At 48.3% G+C, this 17576-nt stretch carries 16 protein-coding genes and 1 tRNA gene; 7 read left to right on the top strand and 10 right to left on the bottom strand.

Annotated features, from left to right (window positions below):
* Nucleotides 1–39 precede the first annotated feature (39 nt).
* From B5D42_RS01830 to arfB, 7 genes are all read right to left on the bottom strand, one after another.
* Nucleotides 40–121 (bottom strand) — tRNA-Leu (locus B5D42_RS01830).
* Between the two features lie 62 nt (nucleotides 122–183).
* Complete coding sequence (locus tag B5D42_RS01835) at nucleotides 184–1521, bottom strand: DEAD/DEAH box helicase (RefSeq protein ID WP_078829718.1); 1338 nt, start codon at nucleotides 1519–1521, stop codon at nucleotides 184–186.
* A 192-nt stretch (nucleotides 1522–1713) separates the two neighbouring features.
* Nucleotides 1714–2187, bottom strand: coding sequence for a free L-methionine (R)-S-oxide reductase MsrC (msrC, locus tag B5D42_RS01840; RefSeq protein WP_078829719.1), 474 nt, complete (start codon nucleotides 2185–2187; stop codon nucleotides 1714–1716).
* Between the two features lie 35 nt (nucleotides 2188–2222).
* Nucleotides 2223–3719, bottom strand: a complete 1497-nt coding sequence (locus tag B5D42_RS01845; protein WP_078829720.1) for a lipopolysaccharide biosynthesis protein — start codon at nucleotides 3717–3719, stop codon at nucleotides 2223–2225.
* 67 nt (nucleotides 3720–3786) lie between these two features.
* Complete coding sequence (locus B5D42_RS01850; RefSeq protein ID WP_245825524.1) at nucleotides 3787–4851, bottom strand: cytochrome-c peroxidase; 1065 nt, start codon at nucleotides 4849–4851, stop codon at nucleotides 3787–3789.
* A 2-nt stretch (nucleotides 4852–4853) separates the two neighbouring features.
* Entirely contained in the window at nucleotides 4854–5558 is a 705-nt protein-coding gene (locus B5D42_RS01855) for an MbnP family protein (protein ID WP_078829722.1), read from the bottom strand.
* Nucleotides 5555–5965, bottom strand: a complete 411-nt coding sequence (arfB, locus tag B5D42_RS01860) for an alternative ribosome rescue aminoacyl-tRNA hydrolase ArfB (protein ID WP_078829723.1) — start codon at nucleotides 5963–5965, stop codon at nucleotides 5555–5557. Before arfB ends, B5D42_RS01855 begins: the two co-directional genes overlap by 4 nt.
* Before the next feature lie 35 nt (nucleotides 5966–6000).
* Here arfB and dtd point away from each other — a divergent pair, with 35 nt between their 5' ends.
* Together dtd and B5D42_RS01870 are read left to right on the top strand one after the other, a co-directional pair.
* Nucleotides 6001–6453, top strand: coding sequence for a D-aminoacyl-tRNA deacylase (dtd, locus tag B5D42_RS01865; RefSeq protein ID WP_078829724.1), 453 nt, complete (start codon nucleotides 6001–6003; stop codon nucleotides 6451–6453).
* Nucleotides 6454–6463: 10 nt separating this feature from the next.
* Nucleotides 6464–6790: a nucleotide pyrophosphohydrolase gene (locus tag B5D42_RS01870; RefSeq protein ID WP_078829725.1), complete on the top strand. Its 327-nt coding sequence runs from the start codon at nucleotides 6464–6466 to the stop codon at nucleotides 6788–6790.
* Nucleotides 6791–6851: 61 nt separating this feature from the next.
* On the opposite strand, the gene B5D42_RS01875 is transcribed toward B5D42_RS01870, so the two are convergent.
* Nucleotides 6852–8258: an aminopeptidase P family protein gene (locus tag B5D42_RS01875; RefSeq protein ID WP_078829726.1), complete on the bottom strand. Its 1407-nt coding sequence runs from the start codon at nucleotides 8256–8258 to the stop codon at nucleotides 6852–6854.
* A gap of 130 nt (nucleotides 8259–8388) precedes the next feature.
* On the opposite strand from B5D42_RS01875, the gene B5D42_RS01880 reads away from it, so the two are divergent.
* Nucleotides 8389–9855 (top strand): glycine--tRNA ligase, encoded by a 1467-nt coding sequence (locus tag B5D42_RS01880; RefSeq protein ID WP_078829727.1) that lies wholly within the window; start codon nucleotides 8389–8391, stop codon nucleotides 9853–9855.
* A gap of 81 nt (nucleotides 9856–9936) precedes the next feature.
* Here B5D42_RS01880 and B5D42_RS01885 read toward each other — a convergent pair whose 3' ends face one another.
* Together B5D42_RS01885 and B5D42_RS01890 are read right to left on the bottom strand one after the other, a co-directional pair.
* Nucleotides 9937–10665 carry a ferredoxin--NADP reductase gene (locus tag B5D42_RS01885; RefSeq protein WP_078829972.1) on the bottom strand — a complete coding sequence of 243 codons (729 nt, stop codon included), beginning with the start codon at nucleotides 10663–10665 and terminating at the stop codon, nucleotides 9937–9939.
* A 106-nt stretch (nucleotides 10666–10771) separates the two neighbouring features.
* Nucleotides 10772–13312 (bottom strand): zinc-dependent metalloprotease, encoded by a 2541-nt coding sequence (locus B5D42_RS01890; protein WP_078829728.1) that lies wholly within the window; start codon nucleotides 13310–13312, stop codon nucleotides 10772–10774.
* A gap of 338 nt (nucleotides 13313–13650) precedes the next feature.
* On the opposite strand from B5D42_RS01890, the gene B5D42_RS01895 reads away from it, so the two are divergent.
* From B5D42_RS01895 to B5D42_RS01910, 4 genes are all read left to right on the top strand, one after another.
* A complete protein-coding gene (locus B5D42_RS01895) occupies nucleotides 13651–14520 on the top strand; it encodes a MotA/TolQ/ExbB proton channel family protein (protein ID WP_078829729.1) in 870 nt (289 codons plus the stop codon).
* 70 nt (nucleotides 14521–14590) lie between these two features.
* Nucleotides 14591–15241 (top strand): ExbD/TolR family protein, encoded by a 651-nt coding sequence (locus tag B5D42_RS01900; protein ID WP_078829730.1) that lies wholly within the window; start codon nucleotides 14591–14593, stop codon nucleotides 15239–15241.
* A 52-nt stretch (nucleotides 15242–15293) separates the two neighbouring features.
* Nucleotides 15294–15839, top strand: coding sequence for an ExbD/TolR family protein (locus B5D42_RS01905; protein ID WP_078829731.1), 546 nt, complete (start codon nucleotides 15294–15296; stop codon nucleotides 15837–15839).
* Nucleotides 15840–15887: 48 nt separating this feature from the next.
* Nucleotides 15888–16721: an energy transducer TonB gene (locus tag B5D42_RS01910; protein WP_078829732.1), complete on the top strand. Its 834-nt coding sequence runs from the start codon at nucleotides 15888–15890 to the stop codon at nucleotides 16719–16721.
* Nucleotides 16722–17576: the final 855 nt, after the last annotated feature.

A 17576-nucleotide genomic window follows, 5' to 3' on the forward strand; every position in this document is an offset into this window, starting at 1 on the left:
TGCAAATAAAAAAAGTGAGAGCTGCTCTCACTTTTTTTGTGCGGATGATAGGGGTCGAACCTACATGCCTCGCGGCGCTAGATCCTAAGTCTAGTGCGTCTGCCAATTTCGCCACATCCGCAACACGGGTCGCAAAAGTAAGGATTTTGGCAGAATTACGCGCAACAGCCGGAATGTTTTAGCCTACCACCTTTCCGCTTCTTCCGTTCTCTGGCTGTTCTGCCTTGCTTGCGGATGCGGATGATTTCTTTGCCTGTTATTGTTGTCTGACCTGTCGGAACCGCGGAAATTACGGCGCTGGCCGTTGTTACCATGATTGCGCTGACGATGCCTGTTGTCCGGTTTTTGCGGTAATGACTTTTTGATGTGGACGAGAGATGTGTCGGCCATTGCATACGGATGGTCGTTCACAAACGGGATCGTGATGCCGATCAGTTTCTGGATATCCCGCAGGTATTCTTTTTCCTCCGTATCGCAGAAGGAAAATGCAATGCCTGAAGCGCCTGCACGTCCTGTACGGCCGATACGGTGCACATAAGTTTCAGGAACATTTGGCAGTTCGTAATTGATCACATGCGAAAGGTTATCTACGTCGATACCGCGTGCCGCAATATCTGTAGCTACCAGTACCCTGGTTGTGCCGCTTTTGAAATTCGTTAATGCCCGCTGGCGTGCATTCTGTGATTTATTACCATGGATCGCTTCTGCTGTGATGCTGGCTTTCTGCAGGTCTTTCACCACTTTATCCGCACCGTGTTTGGTGCGTGTAAATACCAGTACGCTTTTGATGGCAGGATCTTTCAGTACATGTATCAGCAGTTGTTTTTTGTCGTTTTTCTCTACAAAATAAACAGCTTGCTGAATGGTCTCCGCTGTTGATGAAACCGGCGTCACTTCTACTTTCTGCGGGTTGGTAAGAATGGTATTTGCCAGTGATGCGATCTCGCCCGGCATGGTTGCGGAGAAGAACAGGGTCTGCCTTTTCGCAGGAATGCGGGTAATTACTTTTTTCACATCATGGATAAAGCCCATGTCGAGCATACGGTCTGCTTCATCCAGTACAAAATGAGTGAGCTGGTTCAGTTTGATATAACCCTGGTCCATCAGGTCCAGCAGTCTGCCTGGTGTGGCGATCAGTATATCCACGCCCTGTTTCAGTGCTGTGGTCTGCGGTAATTGCGATACGCCGCCGAAGATCACCAGGTGTTTCAGGTTGGTATGTCTGCCATATGCCGCAAAGCTTTCGTCTATCTGGATCGCCAGCTCGCGGGTTGGTGTAAGGATCAATGCCTTAATGCCTCTCGGATGATTACCTGCCTGGCGCTCGTTGTAGAGCAGTTGCAACACGGGAATGGCAAAAGCAGCTGTTTTACCGGTTCCGGTCTGCGCACAACCCAAAAGATCGCGGCCCTGTAATACTACAGGTATGGATTGTTGCTGTATGGGCGTAGGTGTAGTGTAACCTTCTGTCTTCAGTGCCTGTAAGATAGGATCGATCAGGCCTAATTGTTCAAATGTCAATGAAAATAAATTTAATATAAACTCAGCTGAAATAGAATCAGATGATATATGGTCTGCACTTTATTTACCCGGGGAACTTTGTCACGGAAGGAGATCCGGGAGCGGCAGAAGCCGATATGAATACCACAAAGGTAGCACAAATAATATTAATGCAGTTATTGCGATTGTAAACGATTCGTTATCAATAGTTTTCTAAACGGAGAGTAGTGCAACAATGCTTTCCAGGTATTGCTGATCAATGGTGTCGAACTGGTCCAGCTCATCACTGTCCACATCCAGCACGCCTGCCACTTCTCCATTCCTGAATAAGGGTATTACAATCTCTGATCTTGACAGGCTGCTGCAGGCTATATGCCCCGGGAATTTTTCCACATCCGGCACGATCAGCGTTGCTGCCTGCGCCCAGCTGCTGCCGCAAACGCCGCGGCCTTTACGGATCCTGGTACAGGCTACCGGTCCCTGGAATGGTCCGAGCACCAGCTCGTCTTCCTTCACAAGATAAAACCCTACCCAGAACCAGCCGAACTGTTCTTTCAGGGCCGCTGCCACATTCGCGAGATTGGCTATCACATCATTCTCGCCCTCCAGCAATCCTTTGATCTGGGGTATGAGCGCTTGGTATTGTTCTTCCTTACTTCCTTTCAATATATTCAGGTCTTCTGCCATTGAATTGATCGTTAAAATCTTTTTTAAAATATTTGCTACAGGTATTTGCCCACAACAGGCAGCTTACGGAATTCCTTCCGTTCTACCTGCAGGATGAACCAGGAAAAGGCAAACAGGAACAAGGTTCCGGTACCAAGTTTGAACCATAACGGTCCGTAAAAATACGTAATGCTTTTTTGCAGCAGGAAAAGCAGCACCACGATCACCATATACGCTACCAGTTTTTTCGTGGCATAGGGGATACGGTATTCCTTTTGCCCCCAGCGATAGCTGACCACCATCATACTGCCATAACAAAGAAAGGTTGCCCACGCACAGGCCATGTAACTGAAATACGGAATGAACAGCCAGTTGATCACCAGTGTTACCGCCGCTCCGATCAGCGTGATCCAGGCGCCGGCCATGGTTTTATGCCCGAGCTTGTACCAGACGCTGAGGTTATAATAAATCCCCAGGAACATATTCGCGAGCAATAATATTGGTACCACTTTCAGGCCGGTCCACATTTTCGGGTTACGGATGAACTGTTTCCAGATGTCCAGGTACAACACCACCGCAAGGAACATAAAGCATAAAGTGATCACAAAAAACTTCATCACACGGGCATAGATCTTCGGTGCATTGGCATCTTCTGCCTGCTTAAAGAAAAACGGTTCTGCTCCCATGCGGAATGCCTGTACGGCCAGCGTGATCAGGATCGACAATTTATAACAGGCTGAATAAATACCCACTTCTGCTTTTGCTGCTGCCACACTGCTTACCGGTGCCCACCAGCCCAGCATGATCCGGTCGAAAGTTTCATTGATCATACCCGCAAAACCGGCAAGGATCAATGGCATGCCATAACGCATCATCTCTTTCCATAACGTGGTATCCAGTTTCCAGCGGAAGCCCAGTAATTCGCGGCTTAACAGCAGCAGCGTAACACCATTCTGGATCACATTGGCCACCAGTACATAACCCACAGCCCAAGTGGGATCAAAGTAACGCGCTATCCAGTGTGAAGGATTGTCCTTTACCAGCGTTGGACAAACACTCAGGAAAAAATAGATACTGATGATATTGATCAGGATGCCACCCACTTTGGCAATGGCAAATTTAACAGGCCGCCCGTCCTGGCGAAGTTTGGCGAATGGAATGGTACAAAGTGCATCGAGTGCGATGGTGACGGTTGCCAGTGTCAGGTATTCGGGGTGCTCTGTGATCTGCAGCAGCACTGTCAGGGGGCCGCGCAGGAACAGCAGTGCAACACTCAGCACAATCGTACTCAGGATCAGCGAAATACTGGTGGTGCTGTAAACGGCATTCTTGTCGGATTTGTTCGCAAAGCGGAAAAAAGCCGTTTCCATGCCATAGGTAAACACCACATTCATAAAAGGAATGAATGCGTATACGATCGACATCTCGCCGTACTGTACATCGGAGAATTTGAACGTAAGGTAGGGCGTAAGCAGGTAATTGATGAACCTCGCTGCGATGGAACTTACCCCATACCATAATGTCTGCCCTGCTAATTTCTTGATACCACTCAACGAATTACCCTGTTTATAAAAATGAAAGAATATACGTACCGGCCTGCTAAAGTAACAAATGTTCCCGTCAGGGATGGAAATCTACCGGAGGTTTATCATTGTTTTCACTTCCCGGCGGCCCGAAACGCGGGTCTTTCAGGAAGACCGAATCGGTCAGCGTATAGAGAAATGCCGTGAGCTGGCCGATTTCGAAGTTGGATAAGGGCAGTCTGTTACGCAGCAGGCTGTCTGTATTGGGCATCACCGTCATGGTTTTCCGGTAATGCTCAAAAACCTGCAGCAGAGAAAAGAAGCGGCCATCATGACCATAAGGGAATGTGCGCCCGACATTTCTGAGGCTCGGAACCCTGAATTTCAGTGAATCTGCGCTTTTGCCTGTGATCTTCATACGGCCGTCATCTTTCAGGTATGGATCTGAGGTGAGGCCGGTATTGCGGTAAGAGAAGTCTGTAAAGAATGGTTCTGTATGACAACTGGTGCATTTCTTTTTAAAGATCTCGTAACCCAGTTTTTCCGGCAGGATGAATGTGTCTTCGCCCCGCATGACGCGATCATATTTGCTGTTGCTGCTGACGAGTGTAAGTACAAACTGGCTCAATGCCCTGGTAATACGCTGTGTGTTGATCGTTTCATCACCAAAGGCCGAACGGAATTTCTGCCGGTAATTTTTATCGGCTTTAAGCTTTCTGATAATGTTCTCGATCGTTTCGGCCATTTCATTCGCTGCGGTCATCGGCGCAAGCGGCTGCAGGTCCAGGTGGTTGATCCCGCCGTCCCACATGAACTCTTTCTGCCAGGCCAGGTTGAAAAGTCCGGGCGCATTTCTTGTGGTGAGACTATTATTAAATCCGTGACTGAGATTGTGATCGTAGCTGTTGAACGCCCCGAACTGCTGGTGACAGCTGCCGCAGGAAAAATTGCCGTCTTTGCTCAAGCGACCGTCGTAGAACAGTTCCCTGCCCAAAGCAATTCCTTCGCGGGTGAGCGGGTTGCTTTTAAAATCATACACAGGCTGCGGCCAGCCTTTGGGAATGTTGAATGCTACAGGCGTGGGCCTGAAATAATTGTCTACGTTCACCCAGCCGGCACAGGCGAGTACCAGCAGTATCATGATCCATATAGTAGCGCGCATTTTCATGGTCTGGCAATGCTGAACATGGTGCTGTAATTATCTGCCAGTTGCATGGCCAGTTCGCCGGGACTATGGCATACAGGCGTACTGCTGATCCTGATCTTGTTTTTGCCGGAGAACCAGGCATTGATGTCGGCAATGACTGTTATGTTTTGCTGGTTCATGCCATCCGGTAAATGCAATTGAACGGTACGCGTAGTATTATTTTCATCGCGGTAGCCGCCCACATGATAAGTGAACTGTCGTCCGGCAATATGTGAAGCGGGGGAGCTGCCTTCCAGTTTTGCCATTACATAACCGCTGTTCCAGGTCCAGAACATGCCATGTAACGGATCCAGCGCGCCGGTCTGAACGCCGGATACATTCCTGATACTGTCTACGCCGATCACAAATGAGATCATGGCCACCGGAAAGCCCGGATCTTTCAGTGCGATCACCTGCGAAGCACTGTCGGCAGCATCAATGAGATAATGTTCGTCGGAAAGGCTAACACTTCTGCCATCGCCGGAAACAGCTTTGATGCGGGAGATATAATATTTAAAACGATAAGGAGTAACGGTATCTCCGTTACGAAGCACGTAGGTATTGCCGGGTATCAATACTTCATTCCCTGCACGATTCTCGAAACGCAGGACGATGCCGCCAGGTTCAGGCGATCGCCAGCCAGCCAGCAGCAGGAGGCAGAACATGGAGGCGATCAGTTTCATGAAAGGTCGTTTTTATTGATTTTACGGCGAAGCGCTTTGGTAAAAGTATTTCGTTTTTTGCTTTCAATCCTTTTCTCAACAGCTGCTTTCGTGGGTTTTGTGGCCCGCCTCACTTTCTTTTGTACCAGTGCCGCTGCAAGCAGTTGGTTCATTTTCCGGATCACTTCCTGTTTATTGCCGAGCTGTGTTCTTTCCGACTGTGATTTTACCAGCAGGTAACCCTCGTCTGTAATACGTGTTGCCAGTTTGCCGGCAACCCGCTCTTTCTGCTGTTCGTTGAGCAATTGAGAGGACTGTACATGCCAGCGGCCTTCCACCATGGACTCTACCTTGTTCACATTCTGACCGCCTTTACCGCCGCTTCTTGCTGTCTGGAAGAGGATTTCCGGTGTAATGTCTATCTTCATTTTAATAAAGTTCGTACAAAAAATGTTAAGGTGATATGAGAATTGTAGTACAGCGTGTAAGCGAAGCTTCGGTAACGGTAGCGGGAAAAATAACAGGCGAGATCGGCAAAGGGTTAATGGTACTGCTTGGTATTGAAGATGCAGATACGGATGAAGATATCCGCTGGCTGAGCGGCAAGATCACAGGTCTTCGGATCTTCGATGATGAAAATGGTGTGATGAACCTCGGCATAAAAGAAGCAGGCGGCGACATTCTGCTTGTGAGCCAGTTCACCTTACATGCCAGTACAAAAAAAGGGAACAGGCCTTCTTATATTAAAGCGGCCAAACCTGATATTTCCATTCCTATGTATGAAAAAATGATCGCGCAGCTGGAAATGGATCTCGGCAAAAAGATCGCTACCGGTATCTTCGGCGCCGATATGAAAGTGAGATTGCTGAATGATGGCCCTGTGACCATCTGCATCGATTCGAAAAACAAAGAATAACTGAAAATACATGACAATAGAACAAGCACAGCTGGATGTTGATCAGTGGATCAAAACCGTTGGTGTCCGCTATTTCGGCGAGCTGACCAATCTTGGTATTTTAATGGAAGAAGTAGGTGAACTGAGCCGCCTGATGGTTCGCAAATACGGGGAACAATCCTTTAAGCCGTCAGATACAGGAAAAGAACTGGCAGATGAAATGGCCGACGTTTTATGGGTGCTGCTTTGCCTCGCCAACCAGACGGGCGTAAATCTCACCGAGGCGCTGGAACAAAACTTCCGGAAAAAGAATATCCGCGATGCTGAAAGGCATAAGAACAATGAAAAGCTCGGTTGACAACAATTAAAAACGGGATGCAAAACTGCATCCCGTTTTTAATTGTTATTTTGAATTGATCTTACGGGAACAGGCTCTTCTCTTTCGCCATTTTCTCCACCTCTTTCACAGTTCTCGGCGCGCCGGCAGACAGGTTTCTGTAGCCGTCTTTGGTGATCAGGATATCATCTTCGATCCTTACCCCGATGCTCCACCATTTTTTGTCGCATTTACTGTTTGGCGGGATATAAATGCCGGGTTCTACGGTAAGAACAACACCTTCAGACAGAACATTCGGTCCCACATCGTGCACATCCAGCCCCAGGTGATGCGAAGTGCCGTGCGGGAAATAAGCGCGTGCCTCTGATTCTGTGGAAATGATACCCAGCTTCATCAGCCCGCGTGCAATGACGCTTGCAGCTGCCATATGAGGTGCGCGGAAAGAATTGCCTGGTTTGCAGGCCGCAAAACCTGAGTCCTGGGCTTCGAGTACCAGTTCATATATGACCCTTTGTTCATTGGTGAATTTGCCGTTTACCGGAACAGTACGGGTTACGTCTGCCGTGTAACCGTGGTATTCAGCAGCACAATCGCTCAGCAGCAGATCGCCGTCTTTCATCAGTTTCAGGTTCGTTTCATAGTGCAATACGCAGCTGTTTTCGCCTGAACCGTTAATGCTCGGATAGCCGGGATATTCAGAACCGTTCTTTTTGAAAAAGTATTCCATGATAGCCTGGGCCTGGTATTCGGTCATGCCGGGTTTTACAGCTCTGATCACTTCATTATGACCTTCAACGCTCATCAGCGTAGCTTTTTCGATCAGTGCGATCTCTTCCGGCTGCTTGATGCCACGCAGTGTGCTGAAAATGGTTTGTGTGGTTCTTGCTGCGATCGGTTTTTTGTAAGTGGTGAGTGCACTGTCTACTGCCTGCGCCATCCTGGAAAGCGGGTCCATACCGCCGCGGCCGTAATATCTGGACAGGATATTTTCTGAATAGAGCGTAGTCAGTACTGAATCGTATTTGCTGAAATCAACCGTTGAAAAATTGAACTGGTTGTGAACGAATACGTTCTCGAATTTATAACGGGCGGTCACGCCTTCCACGCCCAGGATCTTGCCGGTCCACATTTCCTGCTGCGGATTGCGCGGCTGCACAAACAGGAATTCAGTGCCTGTTTTGCCAAGTATGGTTACCGGTGTCTTGAACAGCAGCAACAGGGAGTTGGGTTCGTTGAGGCCGGTCAGGTAATAAAAATTCTTATTCTGGGAATAGAGATAGCTTACATCGTTATTCCGGTTACGAACCTGTGCGGCGAAGAATACACCCACAGAATTGGCAGGCATTTTTTCCTTAACGGCAGCCCGGCGGCCGGCATGAAATTCAGGAGAGAGATAATCGTCAGGGTAGTCGCTTTTCTGCTGCGCCAGCAGACCAACAGGGGCCAGCAAGAGCGTCAGGCAGAGTGCCGGCAGTAGTTTTCTAAGCATGTTTAATTGAGTTTTGGATCGCTAAAGCTAATTTTTTTATCGGATCGGTATGTATTTTAGTGATGAACGACATAATCCGGCAAGGCTATCGGCGTAATGATTGCTGCTTATCCCATATTTTTGCGCTCTTATGAGCATGCAACAAGAAAATAAATTCCAGGCGATCATTTCGCACGCCAAAGAATATGGCTTTGTATTCCCCAGTAGTGAGATCTACGACGGCCTCAGCGCTGTGTACGATTACGGTCCTTACGGCAGTGAGCTGAAAAAGAATATCCGTGATTACTGGTGGAAAAGCATGACCCAGATGCACGACAATATCGTTGGCATCGATGCCGCCATCTTTATGCATCCGACAACCTGGAAAGCCAGCGGTCACGTTGATAATTTCAGTGACCCGATGATCGATAACCGCGACAGTCAGAAGCGCTACCGCGTAGACCATCTCCTGGAAGCCCATGCAGAAAAGCTGGAAGCGGCCGGAAAAAAGGAAGAAGCAGATGCGGTGCTGAAGAAAATGGATCAGTTGCTTGCAGCTGAGGATTATGCAGGCCTGAAAGATCTGATCGCAGCAGAGAAGATCGTATGTGGCATCAGCGGTACCGGAAACTGGACCGATATCCGTCAATTCAACCTCATGTTCTCCACGCAGCTGGGTTCAGTTGCAGAGGATGCAGATACCATTTACCTGCGCCCGGAAACGGCACAGGGTATTTTTGTGAACTTCCTGAACGTGCAGAAAACAGCCCGGATGAAAGTGCCTTTTGGTATTGCCCAGACCGGTAAAGCTTTCCGTAACGAGATCGTGGCCCGCCAGTTCATTTTCCGCATGCGGGAATTCGAGCAGATGGAAATGCAGTTCTTTGTACGCCCCGGCACACAGATGGAATGGTATAACTACTGGAAGGAAGCCCGCCTGAAATGGCATACCAGCCTGGGGATACCGGCAGAAAAATACCGTTACCACGACCATGTAAAGCTGGCGCACTATGCCGATGCCGCACTGGATATCGAATATGAATTCCCGTTTGGCTTCAAGGAAGTGGAAGGGATTCACAGCCGCACCGATTTCGATCTGAAAAGCCACCAGGAATACAGTAAGAAAAAACAGCAGTATTTCGATAATGATGTGGATCCGGCAACCGGCAAGCCTTATGGCAACTACATTCCTTATGTGATTGAAACCTCTATTGGTCTCGATCGTATGTTCCTGCTGGTAATGAGCCATGCTTACGAAGAGGAAGTGCTCACAAAAGAAGATGGTACTCAGGAAACAAGGGTGGTCATGCATATCCCGCCGCAGATAGCACCGAATAAACTTGCTATTCTGCCACTGCTGAAAAAAGATGGCCTGCCGGAGATCGCGCGTGAGCTGATGGACGAATGCAAGCCTTTCTTCAAATGCTTCTACGAGGAAAAAGATGCGATCGGAAGACGTTACCGCCGCCAGGATGCGATCGGAACGCCTTTCTGCGTAACCATCGATCACCAGACCAAGGAAGACCAGACCGTAACCATCCGTTACAGGGATTCCATGAAACAGGAGCGTGTCCACATCAGCAAAGTGAAAGAAATAGTGCTCGGAGCTATTGCCTGATCCATTCAGGTTCATGTATAAAAAAGCCGGTTGGCCGGTCGGGATAAACCGACGGCTGACCGGCTTTTTCTTGTCGGTTTTTTACCCGTAGAGTTCGAAATGAATATCTTTTTTGTCGTAGCCGAGATCCTGTAAACGCTGGCGTGCTTCATCGATCATGTTCTTCCAGCCGCAAAGGAAAAAACTGGCCGGGTTCTTTTCGGCCTTCAGAAGTGTTTCATACACACCATGCACATAACCTTTGTATTCGCCGGAACTTACCTGTTCTTCCCTCGAAAAAACCGGGTGGTAGAAAAAGCCGGGTTCCTGCTGCTGCAGTGCTTCCATTTCGTTCCTGTAAAGTGCGTCTCCGAATGTACGGCAGCCAAAGATCAGGTGGATATCGCGGTGCGGGATGTTGTTATGATGGATGAAGTTGACCATGGAGCGGAAAGGTGCAATGCCCGTGCCGGTACAAACCAGGAACAGGTCTTTTTCCAGCGAATCCGGCAATGTAAAAACACCCTGCGGTCCACGCAGTAATAGTTCTGAGCCCTCCTTCACTTCGCGGAAAAGATAATTGGTACCGGCGCCGTCTTCGAGTAATACGATCACCAGTTCAATCACATTGGTGCCGTCAGGTGCGGAAGCGATCGAATAACTGCGCCACCGTTTGTTCTTTTTTTCATGGATCGGCAGGTCGAGCGTAACAAACTGGCCGGGCTTGAAATCAAAAACATCCAGCTCCGGAATCTCGATCCAGAAATGCCAGGTAGCAGGTGTTGCCCGGTCTATCCTGATGATCCTGCCGGTGCGCCATGGTTCAAGCATTGTTGCAGTTTTACACAAGATAATCAAATGCCTGTAGTAACGAGGCCGTTGGTGCATAAAAAAAGCGCCGGGGTTACCGGCGCTTTTATCGTAATAAACGGATGATTTATTTAGGATCCAGTGCTTTTTTGATCCTGTCTGCAACATCCTGCAGGTGGTAACGGCTCATTTTGTCCGGAGCTGTTTGTGCAGCTGCGGTTACTTCAGTCTGCAGAGACCTCAGTACACCTCTTGCTACAGAAGTAACATCTGTATTTTTGGTGTTGGTGAAAGCTGCTGCAAAACCGGCAGGCAAACCGGAAACCTGTGGTGTTACAGGGTTCAGCAGGGAAGCCAGTTTCTCAACATAAGCTTTCTGCAGGTTTCTCCTGTAAGTATCGATCGGCTTTTTGGTAGTGAGTTCGCTCCAAACGCCTTTCTTCACATCCTCCATCATTTCATCAACAGTGTAAGTGCCTGCGCCGAAACGATCGGTGCTTGCAACCAGCCTGAAGAGACGACCGCCATCGAGCAGGCTGTTCAGTACATTCGTCTGGATAGTCTGCAGCCTTTCGCTGGTAGCCGGTGTTGAGATCTTGTTGAGTATGTTTTTATCCAGCAACCAGGTTGGTGTTTCGAACAGTTGTTTGTTCAGGAAGTTCACCGCTTCTTTCTGGATTGCTTTAGGTGTAGCTTCATACACATCGCCAGGTTGTTCTACGCTTTTGAAAGTTTCGTAAACACCACCTACGTTTTTGGTCACATGGCCCATGTAACGGTTAAACTGACCAGTGAGCTGTGTGTACATTTCGCTCAGGTTATCATAATGATCACCTTCTTCTTTTGTCCACTCAGGTAAGCCTGCCAGTACGCGTTTCAGGTTCTTGATACCATATTCGCTTGCTTTTACGCTGTTGTCTGACAGGTCTTCGCTTTGTGCACGTGGATCAGGGTTTCCGCCTTCGCCACCGAACCAGAGGCGTGGATTGGCTGCCAGGCGCTCGATGATCCATTTGTTGTTGATCAGCTGGTCTTTTTCTTCATCAGATTCGCCGGTGTATTTGTAACCCCACTCGATAGCCCATTTATCGTAATCACCGATACGTGGGAAAAGCCCTGCTTCGCTGATATTATCTTCAGGTTGTGCTACATAGTTGAAACGTGCATAGTCCATGATAGAAGCGGTATGACCGTTGGCTTCAACCCATGCTTTGTTACGCAGGTTCTCTACCGGGGTTTTGCTGCTGCTTCCCATGTTGTGACGCAGACCGAGGGTATGACCCACTTCGTGGGAAGATACGAAACGGATCAGCTGGCCCATCAGTTCGTCATCGAACTTCATTTTGCGGGCTTTGGGATCTACTGCTGCAGTCTGGATCATGTACCAGTCGTGCACCAGCTTCATTACGTTATGGTACCAGCCGATATGGCTTTCCAGGATCTCGCCGCTGCGTGGATCGTGCACCTGCGGGCCATAAGCGTTCTCGATATCAGAAGCGAAGTAACGGATCACAGAGAAACGTGCATCTTCGAGGCTCATGGTAGGATCGTTCTCAGGCCATTCTTTGGCAACGATCGCGTTTTTGAAACCGGCTTTCTCGAATGCTTTCTGCCAGTCGTTCACACCTGCGATCAGGTAAGGACGCCATTGTTTAGGAGTAGCAGGATCGATATAATACACGATTTGTTTGGCAGGTTCTACCAGTTCGCCGCGTTTGTATTTGTCCATGTCTTCCGGTTTAGGCTCGAGTCTCCAGCGAACGGCAAAAGTCTGCCTGTCCACTTTCTGCTGGTCGTCGCTGAACACAACAAAACGGTCAGCGAAATAACCTACGCGTGAATCGAACAGCCTGCGGTGCATAGGCACTTTCGGCAGGATGATCATAGAGGTATTCAGTTCGAGGGTAATAGCGCCTGCGTTACGTGCTGCTGGCAGGGAAGGAGTAGACGGTGCGCCCGGTGTAGGTGCGCCGAATCCGCCGCCGGCAGATGCGCTGTATGTTTTAACGGTCTTGATCTCGGTATTGAGCGGGTAAGTGTTGATGCTCTGGATGTACGACCTGTCGGCAGCCAGCATGGTCAGTCCGAAAGAACGTTTGTCGTTTGCATCGAGGCCAACGATCTGATTATCGCCTTTAAAGAAGTCGGTAACATCGATCACCACGCTGCCGGAATCCTTGCCGAAAGCTTTGATATCGAAAGCTGCCGCGATCGGATCGAGGTAAGAATTGTTCACTGCTTTGGAGATGGCAGTGGTAGAATCGGCACGACTGATCAGGGTAACAACGCGGATAAAGATGTTGTTGCTGGGCCCTTTTTCGAATTTCAGGCTTTGTTCGTTGATTTCTTCACCACCGTATTTACCCCCGCCGCCCGGTACTTTGGTAAAACGGGTTACCGCAAGGATTTCGCGGTTGAGGACAGAGTCTGCGATCTCAAAGAAATACCTGTCGTCCACTTTGTGAACCGTGAACAGGCCTTTTTTGGTAACAGCCTTGTCTGTGATCACTTCCCTGTAAGGGCGGGGGCCTTGCCTCATGGTCATATTAGCCCCTCCTGGTAGTCCACCGCCGGGTCTGCCGGCAGGGGCCGGAGCCGTGGTATCGCGCTGCTGGGCCATGGCCAGGGTTGTGGCCAGTAACGCAGCAGTAACAAAATACTTTTTCATAAGCGTATGTAAATGATTTCAATAATCGCTAAAGATAGGGGATATTCGGAATTGATATTTCAGAGAATGACGAGTGGGATGAATGGAAAAATTTATAAAACGAATCGGTAAAAATTCTTGCGTTGCAACGTTTTTAACACTTACCTTGCCAGTCCTGGAAATAGCCTATTTTCTATTAACTGAAACGTAATTTGCTGCTTCCGGGAAAATAGTTAATTTGTAACCCCTTTCGAAACTTTTGAAGATTGTTTTTAGTTTTCAAAACAATTTTCATTAGAATTGCGAGGAATTTTTTTAAATCAACTGTAATTTTCAAAAAAACAAAAACCAATTGAATCATGGCTGAAACAAAACCATCTGCAACAGCAGCTGTAAAGAGCACAACTTCTGTTCAACCAAAGAAGAGTAGTAATCTGGTGGCAACTATCGCACCAATTGCTTGTATCCTGGGTGGGTATTTTATCTGGCGTGTCGTGTTAGGCAGTGCAAGTAATTTTACAACTCCTGATCCGGATGCCAGCCATTGGTTCTGGCCTAACCACCACGGTCCAAAAGGAACTTTCACTAAAATGTACGAGGGTGGTATCATTGTACCGGTGCTGATCGGCTGTCTGCTGACCGTACTGACATTCGTGGTAGAAAGGCTGCTGACCGTATCTAAAGCTTCAGGTACAGGAAACATCGCAGAATTCGTACGTACAGTACAATTCCACCTGGCTAACAAAGACGTTGACAAGGCTCTGGCAGCTTGCGACAAGCAAAAAGGATCTGTAGGTAACGTAATGAAAGCAGGTCTGCGTAAATACAAAGAAATGATTACCAATACAGAACTGGCAACCGAGCAGAAAGTGCTGAACATCCAGAAAGAAGTTGAAGAAGCAACTGCGCTGGAACTGCCGATGCTGGAAAAAAACCTGGTATTCTTATCAACTATCGCATCAGTAGCAACCCTGTTGGGTCTGTTGGGTACGGTAATGGGTATGATCCGTTCATTCTCTAAACTGGGTGACGAAGGTGGTGGAGAAGCTGCACGTGAGCTGTCTCAAGGTATCTCTGAGGCCCTGTACAATACCGCTCTGGGTATCGGTACTTCAGCTGTAGCGATCATCATGTACAACGTGTTCACTACCCGTATCGATGCGATCACCTATGGTATCGATGAGTCTGGTTTCACTTTAACTCAAAGCTTTGCAGCCAATTACAAATAATCTTTGATTATTTGTGTGGAAAAAGAAAAGTTTTGAATCTTATTTGTGATAACTAAATAAATTAATAACAATGGGTAGAGCCAAATTACCTCGTAAGAGCACGAACATAGACATGACGGCGATGTGCGACGTGGCTTTCCTCCTGTTGTCGTTCTTTATCCTTACTACAAAATTCAAACCGGCAGAAGCTATCGCGGTAACGCAACCGAACTCGGTATCTTCCCAGGTAGCCCCGGAAAAGGATTTTGTACTGATCACGATCGACAAAGACGGAAAAGTGTTCCTTACGATGGATGATGAACAAAAGAAAGAAGTGGTAGCGAATGCGCTCAATTCAACCCAGAACCTGGGTCTGAATGTTGCAGCCTTTAAAAAATCCGGTTTCTTCGGAGCGCCGTTCACGAGCCTTGCTTCTTTCCTGAGCATCCCTGAAGAGCAGCGTAAAGGCGATAAATTACCTGGTATCAGCGTAAAAGATACTGCCAATAACGAACTCGTAACCTGGATGCGTCTGATTAAAGATGCCTATATGGGACAAAAGGAGCCCGCCATTCTGTTAAAAGGAGACAATGCTGCCAAATTCCCGGCTTTCAAAGCGGTGGTAGATGCGTTTAAAAAGAATGACATCCTCAAATTCCAGATGGTAACTACTCCGAAAGGAGTTCCTGAAGGTACAGAGCTGTACAAACAGGCCATGAGAGGCGTTAAGAGGGAAGAATAAGTAAACTGTTCTTCAAGACAACAATTTTTAAACTAAAACAAAATCTACCACTATGGCAGAAATGGATACCTCGAGTGGCGGTGGCCATAAAAAAGGCCCCGGGGTCAAAAAAGGGAAGAAACTTTCTACCCGTGTTGACCTGACGCCCATGGTGGATCTGGGCTTCCTGCTCATCACATTCTTTATATTCACCACAACAATGAGCCAGCCAACGGCTATGAAGCTCTTTCTGCCGAAAGATGCTGATAAGCCCGAGGATCAGAACAAGGCTAAGCAGTCCGGTGTAATTACCATCCTCCTCGGAAAAGACAATCACGTCTTCTACTATGAGGGTGAACTTGATAATGCGGCGTCTAATTTCAAGTCGTCCAGTTTCAAGGATATCCGTACCGTATTGCTCGACAAAAAGGCACGTACGCCTGAAAAAGACCTGGTAGTGATACTTAAGCCGTCTTCACAGTCTACGTACCGTAATGTGGTTGATATCCTGGACGAGATGACCATCAACGTGCTGAAGCGGTATGCGCTGGTTGATATCTCCGAAGTGGAGGAGAAACTGGTAGCAGCATCCGACGGAAACGTAACAGCATCCAATTAATGTGTGGAAATTTCCACCGAATGAATCTTTTATACAAAAGCCATTACAATGGACGTAAATAAAATTTTATCAGCAGACATCCTCGACATACTGTTCGAGGGTAAAAACAAGGAGTACGGCGCGTACGACCTGCGCAGGTCGTATAACAAGCGTATCACTGTAGCCCTTGTATCTACTGCGGTGATATGTCTCCTGTTGTTTTTGGGATCTATTATGGCTAATTCTTCCAAAAAGGAAAAAACTGAGATCCTTGTAGCAGAAGATGTTACACTGGAGAAAGTGGAAGAGAAGAAGCCACCGGAGGCACCACCTCCGCCACCTCCGCCAAAACAGGAGCCACCAAAAGTAGAGATCACCAAGTTCACACCTCCGAAGATCGTAAAAGACGAAGAGGTTAAGCCGGACGAAGAGATCAAAGAAGTAACCAAACTGGAAGATACCAAGATCGGTACCATCAACCAGGAAGGTGCCAAAGATGAAGGTATTGTGGCACCACCGGTAGAAAGTAAAGGTACTGGTGTGGTAGAAGCACCCAAGGTGGAAGAAGACTACGATAAAGTATTTACCGTAGTACAAATCCCTGCCGAGTTCCCTGGCGGTCTCGCCGGCTGGACCAAATACCTGGAGCGTAACCTGAACAGGGACCTCCCGGTTGAGAACGGTGCGCCTCCCGGCAAATACACTGTTTATGTGTCATTTGTGGTAGACAAAACAGGTGCTATCAGCGAAGTAAAAGCTGAGAACGATCCTGGTTACGGAACTGCTGCAGAAGCGGTTCGTGTAATCAAGAAAGGGCCAGCCTGGAAAGCAGCCGTACAGAACGGCCGTAACGTAATCTACCGCCACAAGCAAGGTATTACCTTCCAGGTATCTGAAGATTAATCAGCATTTCTGATGCGATAAAGAAACCCTCCAAACGGAGGGTTTCTTGTTTTTAAGGCCAAAGTGGGCGTGCATTGCGCTTTGTTGGGTACCGCACCCAAAGAGGCGCTTCTGCAAAGACTGTTGAGTCTTTTGGTTAATGGTTAATTATACCGATCAAAGCCGGTCTGCACTGTCGCCATTGTTGGTCGCTGACCAACAACAACGTTCTGTCGATAGGAAGGCCGCACCTCATACAGAAAAACGCTCTCCCGCTGATGTCTCGCGGAGGGGACTCAGCGTAACACGCATTTGCTATTTCTAAAGCTGTTTATAAATTCCAACCTTCACGCGGGTGCCATCATTTGTGTCGCTCAGGCCGCTGGGCCTCGTCTTTGCGCCAGCGCTTCTTTGGCCTCTACCAAACTGTGCTGCGCATCATTTTGGTTGCCTCCGCTACGCTGGGCACCGAAGCCAAAGAGGCGCCTCTGCAAAGACTGGTAGGGTCTTTTGGTTAATGGTTAATTATACCGATCAAAGCCGGTCTGCATTGCCGCCGTTGTTGGTCGCTGACCAACAACAACGTTCTATCGATAGGAAAGTCGCACCTCATACAGAAAAACGCTCTCCGCTGATGTCTCCCGGAGGGGACTCAGCGCAGCACGCATCTGCCATTTTTGAAACTGTTTATAGATTTCAACTTTCAGGCGGTGCTGTCATTTGTGTCGCTCAGGCCGCTGGGCCTCGTCTTTGCGCCAGCGCTTCTTTGGCCTCTACCAAACTGTGCTGCGCATCATCTTGGTTGCCTTCGCTACGCTGGGCACCGAAGCCAAAGAGGCGCCTCTGCAAAGACTGGTAGAGTCTTTTGGTTAATGG

This window comes from Sediminibacterium ginsengisoli (genome assembly GCF_900167075.1).
Lineage (GTDB): Bacteria > Bacteroidota > Bacteroidia > Chitinophagales > Chitinophagaceae > Sediminibacterium > Sediminibacterium ginsengisoli.

Coding starts and splice junctions, on each gene's coding strand:
- msrC (WP_078829719.1), bottom strand. CDS start 2,187: ATGGCAGAAGACCTGAATATATTGAAAGGAAGTAAGGAAGAACAATAC.
- B5D42_RS01850 (WP_245825524.1), bottom strand. CDS start 4,851: ATGCGCGCTACTATATGGATCATGATACTGCTGGTACTCGCCTGTGCC.
- B5D42_RS01855 (WP_078829722.1), bottom strand. CDS start 5,558: ATGAAACTGATCGCCTCCATGTTCTGCCTCCTGCTGCTGGCTGGCTGG.
- arfB (WP_078829723.1), bottom strand. CDS start 5,965: ATGAAGATAGACATTACACCGGAAATCCTCTTCCAGACAGCAAGAAGC.
- dtd (WP_078829724.1), top strand. CDS start 6,001: ATGAGAATTGTAGTACAGCGTGTAAGCGAAGCTTCGGTAACGGTAGCG.
- B5D42_RS01870 (WP_078829725.1), top strand. CDS start 6,464: ATGACAATAGAACAAGCACAGCTGGATGTTGATCAGTGGATCAAAACC.
- B5D42_RS01875 (WP_078829726.1), bottom strand. CDS start 8,258: ATGCTTAGAAAACTACTGCCGGCACTCTGCCTGACGCTCTTGCTGGCC.
- B5D42_RS01880 (WP_078829727.1), top strand. CDS start 8,389: ATGAGCATGCAACAAGAAAATAAATTCCAGGCGATCATTTCGCACGCC.
- B5D42_RS01885 (WP_078829972.1), bottom strand. CDS start 10,665: ATGCTTGAACCATGGCGCACCGGCAGGATCATCAGGATAGACCGGGCA.
- B5D42_RS01890 (WP_078829728.1), bottom strand. CDS start 13,312: ATGAAAAAGTATTTTGTTACTGCTGCGTTACTGGCCACAACCCTGGCC.
- B5D42_RS01895 (WP_078829729.1), top strand. CDS start 13,651: ATGGCTGAAACAAAACCATCTGCAACAGCAGCTGTAAAGAGCACAACT.
- B5D42_RS01900 (WP_078829730.1), top strand. CDS start 14,591: ATGGGTAGAGCCAAATTACCTCGTAAGAGCACGAACATAGACATGACG.
- B5D42_RS01905 (WP_078829731.1), top strand. CDS start 15,294: ATGGCAGAAATGGATACCTCGAGTGGCGGTGGCCATAAAAAAGGCCCC.
- B5D42_RS01910 (WP_078829732.1), top strand. CDS start 15,888: ATGGACGTAAATAAAATTTTATCAGCAGACATCCTCGACATACTGTTC.